This is a genomic window from Allostella sp. (genome assembly GCF_041913585.1).
GTDB lineage: Bacteria > Pseudomonadota > Alphaproteobacteria > ATCC43930 > Allostellaceae > Allostella.
In genome coordinates this window covers 49099-55852 of the sequence record NZ_JAYSFE010000012.1, presented here as the reverse complement: position 1 = coordinate 55852, position 6754 = coordinate 49099, and the positions used below count along the sequence as shown (strand labels likewise).

Here is a 6754-nt window from a genome sequence, read left to right as displayed (position 1 = left end):
CGCCTGCGTCGCACGCTCCGCCGCGCTCCGCGCCGCCTCCGCCTCGTCGCGCGCGACCTCGGCCTCCTCGCGGGCGACCCGGAGGCCGCGGGCATTGTCGCGGAAGACGACGAGCGTGCGCGCCATGTTGCCGACCTCGTCGCGCCCGGCCACGGGGATCGCCGCATCGAGGTCGCCGCCCGCGATCGCCAGCATGCTGCGCTCGATCGCCACCAGCCGGCGGACGATGTTGCGGGCGACGTAGAGCCAGACGATGAGCAGGCCGACCAGCAGGCTGGCGATCGACAGCCCGACCAGCAGCCAGCGCGTCTCGTCGACGAGGACCTGGGTGCGCTCGACCGAGCGGTCCGCGGTCAGCCGCGCCGACTTCACGAGATCGTCGATCTCCCGGGTGAGCGCGGCGACCACCGCCTGCGACTGCCGCAGCGCGTCCCCGACCGCAGCACCCGCGGCCAGCACCTGGCGGCGATAGGCGAAGAGCCGCGTGTCGTCGCCGAGGTCCATCAGGCGTTCGACGATCGGCCGCAGCCCCTCGCCCTCGCCGGCGCGGTCGATGACGTCGAGGGCGGCCGCCATCTTCATCCGCTGGCCGACCACCATCGGCCGGAGCGGCGCCAGCATGTCGCCGCGCGGCGCGCTCGCGACCTGGGCCAGCGCGGCGACGAGGCCGTTGAGGTCGACGCGCAGTTCCTGCATGGCGAGCAGCGGCCCGACCGCCTCGGCAGACAGGCGGAGAATCTCCTCCTGCTCGGCCGCCAGGTCGACCTGGCCCGACGACAGGCGCTCCAGCCGCGACGTCAGCCGGTAGTTGGCGTCGGCGGTGATCGGCGAGAGAATCCGCCGCGCCTGCTCGGCCAGGTCCTGGACCGACTTGCTGGCATTGTCGAGCCGGTCTTGCGCGTTCAGCAGGTCCTGGGCGCCCCGGTCCACGGTCGCGAGCACGCGGGCGATCTCGGCCACGGCCTCGTCGAGCCGGGCGAGCCGCTCGGTCTGGTCGGACACCGCCTTGAGCCCGGTCAGCAACTCGTCGATCTGCCCGAGATGGCGGGCGATCGCGCCGAAGCGCTGCAGCCGCTCCGGCTGGCTCGCCGAGCGCCCGAGCAGGGGGGCGGCGGCGGCCATCTCGGAGGCCCGTCCCGCCAGCGCCAGGGACAGGGTGACCTTGGGAATGCTCTCCTGCGTGAGCTGCCCGATCGTCTGCTGGACCGTGTTGAAGCGCACCCAGGCGACGACGGTCGCGAGCACCGTCAGGGCGGAGATCAGCCAGAAGGCGAGAAGCAGCTTCCGGGACAAGCCGGCGCTCCTTTCGCGCCTTCCGATCCGGCCGGCGCGCCTAGAGCTCGGCCTCGGCCCGGGTCGGGACGATCTCGATGATGCGGGTGAACCCGCTCAGCTCGAAGACCTGGCGCACCTGGGGCTTCAGGTCGCAGACCAGGAACTTGCCGCTGGCGGCACTGCTCTGCTTGGCGGCCGCCAGGACGACGCGCAGCCCGGCGCTGCTGACATAGTCGAGGTCGCCCATGTCGAGCAGCAGGCGGTGTCCGGAGCGGGCCAGGGCATCGCGGATGGCCTGCTCGGCCACCGGAGCCGTGGTGCTGTCCAGCCGGCCGATCGGTCGGACGACGACGCCGCTGCCAAAGGGTTCTTCCACGATGCGCATCTTCTCGAACCTTCAGAAAGTTGCCTGGGTGGACGCGGCGCCGACGCGCTTGGCGAGCCGGAGCCGGTTGAAGGCGTCGCGCCTCTCATACACCACCTCGTCCATGAGGCGGCGAACGAAGTAGATGCCGAGCCCGCCCGGAACGCGCGCATCGAGCGGCGCCTCCACGTCGGGCTCGGGCAGCGACAGGGGGTCGAAGGCCGGGCCGGCGTCGACGATCTCGGCCCAGACGCCGTCCGGTCCGACCCGATAGTGGACCGTGATCTCCGAATCGGGGCCGGGCGCGCCGTGGTTCACCACGTTCACCAGCAGTTCGTCGAGACAGAGCCGGAACTCGGCCGCCAGCCCTGCCGGGACGCCAGCCGCCTGCGCCTCCGCCTCGATGCCGTCGAGGAGGAGCGGAATCTGGTCTCCAGACGCCCGCAACTTCGCCGTCCGCTCCGCCGCCATCCGGATGTGCCCTCGTCCCCATGCCGGCGCCCCCGCAGCGCGGCGCCGGGCGCTACCATACGGGCTCCGGCGTGTCTGGCAACGGCCGAGCGCGCCCCTCCGCGTCCGCGCCCGGCTTCATCAAAGCGTAACGCGCAGCCGCCATATCAGGCGCTTGGGTTCCGGTCGCCGGCGGAGCGGCATGCTGTTCGAAGTGATTCCGGCGGTGCTCGGCGGCCTCGGCCTCGCCATGTTCGGGATGCGTCAGGTGCAGGTCGCCCTGCAGCAGATGGCGGGCCGCCGGCTGCGCGACCTGCTGCGCCGCGCCACCGGGTCGCCCGGCCGCGCGGTCGCCACCGGGATCGCGCTCGGCGCCGTGACCCAGAGCACCAATGCCGCCGGCTACGTCGTGCTCGGCCTCGTCACCACCGGCTTCCTGCCGCTCGCCCGTGCCTGTCTCGTCGCCGCCTGGTCCGGCGTCGGCACCGCGGCGATCGTCCTGCTCGCCACCATCCGGCTGGAACTGGCGGTGCTCTGGCTGGTCGGCATCACCGGTTTCCTCCAGGTCAGCCGCTTCCGGGACTCCCCGCTGTGGGGGCCCGGCATTGCCGCCATGTTCGGCGTCGGCACCCTCTTTCTCGGCCTGCAGATCCTGCGCCGGTCGCTGGCGCCGATGACCGAGGCGGCCTGGTTCGCCGAGGTCATCGCCTTCTCCCACGACGCGCCCGGCCTGCTGATGCTGCTCGGCGCCGCGCTGGCGCTGGTCGTGCAGTCGTCGACGACGGTCGCGGCCGCCGTGGTCGCGCTCGCCGCCAGCGGCTGGTTCAGCTTCGAGGCGCTGCTCGCCATCGTCTACGGCGCGGCCCTCGGCTCCGCCGCATCGAGCCTGCTGACGAGCGGTCGCATGCGTGGCACCGGCCGGCGGCTGCTGCTGTTCCAGGCGCTGGGCAAGGCGGCGGGCATCCTCGCCCTGCTGGCGGTCGAGGCGGTGGAAGCGGTGCTGGGGTACCCGTCGACGATGCGCACCCTGGTCGCCCTGGTCGCGGCCGGGCCGGGCAGCCAGACCGGCGTCGCCTTCGCGGCGGTGCAGGTCGCGGGCGCCATCCTGGCCACGGCCGCGGCAGGGCCGCTGGCGCGTCTGGCGGAGCGGCTGTCGCCCGAGGACGCGGCCGAGACGCTGGCGCAGCCGCGCTTCCTCTACCCCGAGGCGCTGGCCGACCCCGTCACCGCGATCGACCTCGCGGCCCGCGAGCAGGCACGGCTGGCAGCCATGTTGCCGCCGCTGCTCGACCCGGCCCGTGCCGATCCCGCCCCCGGCGCGGACGCCGGAGGCGGCGATCCGGCGGCGCTGGCGCGCGGCGCGCGCGGCCTCGCCCCGGCGATCGACCGCTTCCTCGACGACCTTCTGGCGTCCCGGCCGCACCCCGCCGCGGTGGCCGATGCGGTCCGCCTGCGCAGCCGCAACGAGATGCTGCTCTCCCAGGTCGACACGCTGCTGCCACTGGCCGACCTCGCGGCCCGGCTCGGGCGCGACGCGCGTCTCGCGCCCTTCGTCGGCGGCATGGTCGAATCGCTGCACATGCTGCTGGAGACGCTGGCCGAGGCGATGGCCGCGCCCGACCGCGACGGGCTCGAACTGCTCCGCGCCATGACCGGCGACCGGGGCGACGTGGTCGAGGCGAGCCGCCATGCCGTGGTCCGCGACGGCCAGGGCCTGACGCCCGAGGCGCAGGAAGACCTGCTGCGGCTGACCGGCATGTTCGAGCGCGGCGTCTGGCTGACCGGACGGCTGGCGCGGCTGGTCCAGGCCCCCTGACCGGAGGCCGGCGTCGTCCCCTGACGCGAATCTGGCACGCAATTTGCGTGCCCATTCGTCATGGATGTGTCATTGGAGCCGACCGAGCGACCGGAAAGCGCCGTCGACCCGGCGTCCGCGGCGGAAGGATACGGCTTGCGGCAGGCACTGAGGGAGTTGCACGAGCGGCACGCCGGCGATCGCGGCGGCGCGCCGGCCGACTACATCCCGGAACTCGCCAAGGGCGATCCCGACCGCTTCGGGCTCGCCATCGCCACCGCCGGCGGCGAACTGTTCCAGGCCGGCGACGCGCTGGCCGAGTTCACCATCCAGTCGGTCTCCAAGGCCTTCGCCTTCTGCATCGCGATCGAGGTCATCGGCCGTGCCGCCGTGCTCGGTCGCGTCGGCGTGGAGCCGAGCGGCGACGCCTTCAACGCCATCGTCTTCGACCCGCGCACCAACCGGCCCTTCAACCCGATGGTCAATGCCGGGGCGATCACCATCGCCGGGCTCCTCCACGAGCGCTTCGGCGACGCGGCCTTTCCCTTGCTCCTCGACCGGATGTCGCAGGCGGCGGGCCAGCGGCTCGCGGTCGACGAGGCGGTCTACCGGTCCGAACTGGAAACCGGCCACCGCAACCGGGCGATCGGCCACCTCCTGCGCAACTGCGGCGCCATCACCGGCCCGGTCGACGCGATCCTCGACATCTACTTCCGGCAATGCGCCATCCTGGTGTCGGCGATCGACCTCGCCTGGATGGGAGCGACGCTCGCCCATATCGGCGAGCACCCGGGCACCGGGCGGCAGGTGTTCGACCTCGGCGCGGTGCGCGACACGCTGGCGGTCATGTTCACCTGCGGGATGTACGATTATTCGGGGGGCTGGGCCTTCAATGTCGGCATCCCCGCCAAGAGCGGGGTCGGCGGCGGCATCGTCGGGGTCGTCAACCGCCAGCTCGGGATCGGCACCTTCTCGCCGCGGCTCGATGCGCAGGGCAACTCGGTGCGCGGCATCCGGGTGTTCGAGGACCTGGCGTCCGACTTCGGGCTGCACGCCTTCGAGTGCCTGAACCAGGGCTCGGTCTTCGTCACCTCGCTGCTGCGGTAGCCCCCTGCGATCCGTCGAAGACCAGGGTCAGGCGGTTGGTGTTGCCCTGGCGGCGGTAGTGCATGGCGCGGACGAAGGCGCGGACCAGGGGCAGCCCGAGCCCGCCGATCTCCGCCTCGGCGATCGTGCCGGCCGCGGGCGGCGGGGCGTGGGCGGTCGGATCGAACGGAACGCCCTCGTCCTCGAAGACGAGCCGGACGCCGTCCGCCGTTTCCAGGCGCACCCGGAACGCGGCCGCCGACGCTCCGGGAGCCGATCCTTCCGGAAAGGCGTGCAGGACGATGTTGGTGGCGATCTCCTCGGCGCACAGCCGCAGCGCATGCATCCGCTCCGGCCCCGGATCGAGCGGTCCGACGCGCTCCTCCAGCCAGTCCCAGAGGTGGGATACCGAGGCCGGCTCGGCCGGCAGCTCGATATGCGCCGCCACCCGGGCCCCGGCCGTCATGGCGGCGCTACTGGCTCACCGCCGCCACGGCCTGCTCGAGCGTGGGAAAGCTGGGCAGCATCTGGGTCAGGCCCGACATCGCCAGCACCTTGGCGACGTTGTCGCTGGTTCCGCACAGCACCAGCCGGCCGCCGCGGCGCGACAGGGTGCGGGCGGCACCGACCAGGAGGCGCAGGCCGATCGAGGCGACGTAGTCGACCTGGGTGACGTCCACCACGACCCGCTCGTTGTTCGACGTCACCGTCGTGAAGGGCAGTTCGACCGCCGCCGAACCCTTGATGTCCAGGGAACCGGACAGGGCCACCCGGGTCACCGCGTCCGGCAGCCGCTCCACCGATATCTGCATGCTGACAGCGTTCCTTCCGCTTGGTCGGAGGGTGCAAACCTAGGACCACCCCGCGACGAATACATGACACAGAAATGACGGATTGAGGATAGGCCCGCGGTCTCTACCCTTCGAGGAGGACCTTGCCGGCGCGGCCCGGCCGCTCGGCGGCCGCCACGGCCTCGGCGATCCGGGCGAGCGGATAGGTCGCCCAGACGGGCGGCACCAGCAGGCCCTGCTCCATCCGCTCGGTCAGCCGGCCGACGAGCGCCCGGCGGCGATCGTTGCCGGCGCGGCGCATCCAGTTCGTCAGCCAGAAGCCGCGGATGGCGAGGTCGCGGAAGACGAGCAGGCCGGGATCGACCGGGATCGGCCGGCCCGACATCATGCCGAAGGACAGCATGGTGCCGCCGGGGCCGAGCAGCGACAGCGCGGTGGCACCCATCTCCCCGCCCGCGGCGTCGATCGCGCGCAGGACCGGCCGGCCGCCGGTCGCGGCGGCGACCCGCGCCGCCGGGTCGGGATCGTCGGCGGCGATGACGAGGTCGGCGCCCAGCGCCTCCAGTTCGGCCGCCTGCTCCTGCCGGCGCACCAGGTTGATGGTGCGGAAGCCGGCGAGGCGGGCGAGTTGCAGGACGATCCGGCCGAGCGTCGAGCCGGCCGCCGTCTGGACCAGCCAGTCGTCGCGCCCGGTCGCCAGTTCCTCCTCGACCATCGCCAGCGCGGTCAGCGGGTTGACGACGAATTGCGCCGCCGCCGTGTCGGGTATGGCGTCCGGCACCGGCAGCAGCGCCGCCGCCTTGGCGATCGCGACCTCCTGCCAGGTGCCGTCGCTGGCGAGCGGCACGACCCGGGTGCCGACCGCCGGCGCCGCGACGCCCGCGCCCAGCGCCTCGACCACGCCCACCCCCTCGTAGCCCGGCACCGCCGGCAGCCGCGGCCGGGTGCCGTAGAGCCCGCGCACCGTCAGGAGGTCGGCCGGATTGATCGGCC

General features: G+C 73.1%; 8 protein-coding genes. 2 read left to right on the top strand and 6 right to left on the bottom strand.

Going from position 1 to position 6754, the window contains the following annotated elements; translation table 11 throughout:
* From ACE3Q3_RS04130 to ACE3Q3_RS04120, 3 genes are all read right to left on the bottom strand, one after another.
* Positions 1–1293 (bottom strand): HAMP domain-containing protein (locus ACE3Q3_RS04130; protein WP_374442210.1); only part of this gene is annotated, 1293 nt, incomplete at its 3' end.
* Between the two features lie 40 nt (positions 1294–1333).
* Positions 1334–1651 (bottom strand): STAS domain-containing protein, encoded by a 318-nt coding sequence (locus tag ACE3Q3_RS04125; protein ID WP_374442207.1) that lies wholly within the window; start codon positions 1649–1651, stop codon positions 1334–1336.
* 21 nt (positions 1652–1672) lie between these two features.
* Entirely contained in the window at positions 1673–2110 is a 438-nt protein-coding gene (locus tag ACE3Q3_RS04120) for an ATP-binding protein (RefSeq protein WP_374442204.1), read from the bottom strand.
* A gap of 181 nt (positions 2111–2291) precedes the next feature.
* Here ACE3Q3_RS04120 and ACE3Q3_RS04115 point away from each other — a divergent pair, with 181 nt between their 5' ends.
* Entirely contained in the window at positions 2292–3905 is a 1614-nt protein-coding gene (locus ACE3Q3_RS04115) for a Na/Pi symporter (protein WP_374442202.1), read from the top strand.
* Positions 3906–4040: 135 nt separating this feature from the next.
* A complete protein-coding gene (gene glsA / locus ACE3Q3_RS04110) occupies positions 4041–4991 on the top strand; it encodes a glutaminase A (protein WP_374442200.1) in 951 nt (316 codons plus the stop codon).
* Here the strand turns inward: glsA and ACE3Q3_RS04105 are convergent.
* From ACE3Q3_RS04105 to ACE3Q3_RS04095, 3 genes are all read right to left on the bottom strand, one after another.
* Positions 4972–5436 (bottom strand): ATP-binding protein, encoded by a 465-nt coding sequence (locus ACE3Q3_RS04105; RefSeq protein ID WP_374442197.1) that lies wholly within the window; start codon positions 5434–5436, stop codon positions 4972–4974. The two genes, glsA and ACE3Q3_RS04105, sit on opposite strands and share 20 nt — an antisense overlap.
* Positions 5437–5443: 7 nt before the next feature.
* Positions 5444–5782 carry an STAS domain-containing protein gene (locus ACE3Q3_RS04100; RefSeq protein WP_374442194.1) on the bottom strand — a complete coding sequence of 113 codons (339 nt, stop codon included), beginning with the start codon at positions 5780–5782 and terminating at the stop codon, positions 5444–5446.
* Positions 5783–5885: 103 nt separating this feature from the next.
* Positions 5886–6754, bottom strand: an 869-nt coding sequence (locus ACE3Q3_RS04095) for a zinc-dependent alcohol dehydrogenase family protein (RefSeq protein WP_374442192.1), incomplete at its 5' end; no start/stop codon positions are given.